At 54.6% G+C, this 1,721-nt stretch carries 1 protein-coding gene; it reads left to right on the forward strand.

The features are described 5' to 3' along the window. Positions 1-127 precede the first annotated feature (127 nt). Positions 128-1,721: V-type ATP synthase subunit I (locus KDK14_RS18395; RefSeq protein ID WP_257266656.1), on the forward strand; the 1,594-nt coding region annotated here is incomplete at its 3' end.

Below are 1,721 nucleotides of genomic sequence, written 5' to 3' on the forward strand. Positions count from 1 at the left end.
TGTCTGACCAGGACCGGGCCAGCGTCATGAACGCCAAACTCTCCAAGGGCAAGGTTCTGGCCCAGGAAGCCAAGGGAGGTCGTTCGCAGGTTGACTGAAGGTTCTATAACCTGCGAAAGCATTGATTATGGCTATTAAACGACTGAAAAAGATTACCCTATATGGGCCTAGCCAGGAGAAGGACGGCATCCTTAAAGAGCTGCAATCTCTCGGCTGTCTGCATCTGATCCCATTAACCGATAAACCGGTGGATGTTCAGGTACAGCCTGCAGAAGCCAGTGAAGCGAAAGCGTGGCTGGAGCGCAGTCCAAAACAGAGAAGGCAGGTGCGCAACTTTCGCGAGCACAAGGATGCTGCCCGTGTAGACGACATTGTTCATAAGATTCTGGACAATAAAGCCAAATTCCGTGCGCAGTCCGATATTCGCGACAAGCTGCAGGAACGGATACGGGAAGTGCGCCCCTGGGGTGAGTTTACCTTACCTGCCCTGTCTGACCTGAATGGTCAGCGGCTCTGGTTCTATGTGCTGCCCAATGGCGAACTGTCGGCGCTCAGGGATTCCCTCAAAGCCTGTGAGCTGCCCTGGGAGTTGATTCACCAGAGCCAGAAAGACAGTTACGTTATTGTCATTTCTGATCAGGAACCTGAAGACGTTCTGCTGCCTGTGCAACGCTCCCATGTGGGTAAAATTTCGCTTTCCCGTCTGGAAGAGATGCTGGATGAAGCAGAGGATACCATCGAGGATCTTCTGGCTGAGCGCGAAGGGCTGACGCGTTGGGGCTATCTTCTGGATCAGGTGCTTGCATCCCGTCTGGACAGCGCCGATCTGCAGCAGGCCACCAGCGGCACCCTGGATGAAGACAGCTTCTTTCTGGTGCAGGGCTGGGTACCGGTTGCTGAGCAGGCCAATGTTGAAGCCTTCACTGCTGCCAGGGGGGTTGCAGCAATATTTGAAGACCCGACAGCAGACGACAATCCTCCGACGTTACTGGACAAACCGGCTGGTACCGGTGGTGGTGCGGATGCCCTTGGCTTCTTCCAGACACCCAACTACCGTACCTGGGATCCGGGTAATGTGGTGTTTTACTCATTCTCGCTGTTCTTTGCCATGATCATGAGTGATGCCATGTACTGCCTCATTTTCGGCCTGATTGTCTTCCTGTTCCGGGGCAAGCTCAGGCAGAGTGAAACCGGTCGTCGTTTGATGAATCTGGCGTACTTTATGTCTGGTCTGGGTATTGTCTGGGGTGTCTTTATTGGCAGTTACTTCGGTGCAGCACCAGACAGTGGCAGCTTACTGGGCAGGCTGGCCTTCATTGACCTCAATGATTACAACGCCATGATGAAACTGTCGGTGGTGATCGGCGTAGGTCACCTGATGGTTGCCAACATTATGACGGCGGTGGTGAATCGTGGCTCAAGCCATGCCCTGGCGCCAGTGGGCTGGGCAGGGTTGATGGGCGGTGGTTTGACACTGTGGCTGGGCATGGCCGGTACGTTGCCAGGAGCGTTTGCCACCACCATTGGTCCCGGGCTGATGATTGTTGGTGTCCTGCTGGTATTCCTGTTCTCCAGCAGCCGTGAAGTGACATCACTCAAGGATCTTATCCTGAGAATGCTCGATGGCCTGAAGGCCGTCTATAACATTACCAGTGCCTTTGGTGATGTGCTCAGTTACATGCGCCTGTTTGCCCTCGGCCTGTCCGGCGCATCCCTTGCCA

Origin of the sequence: Endozoicomonas sp. ONNA2, assembly GCF_024606365.1 — a bacterium.
GTDB lineage: Bacteria > Pseudomonadota > Gammaproteobacteria > Pseudomonadales > Endozoicomonadaceae > Endozoicomonas.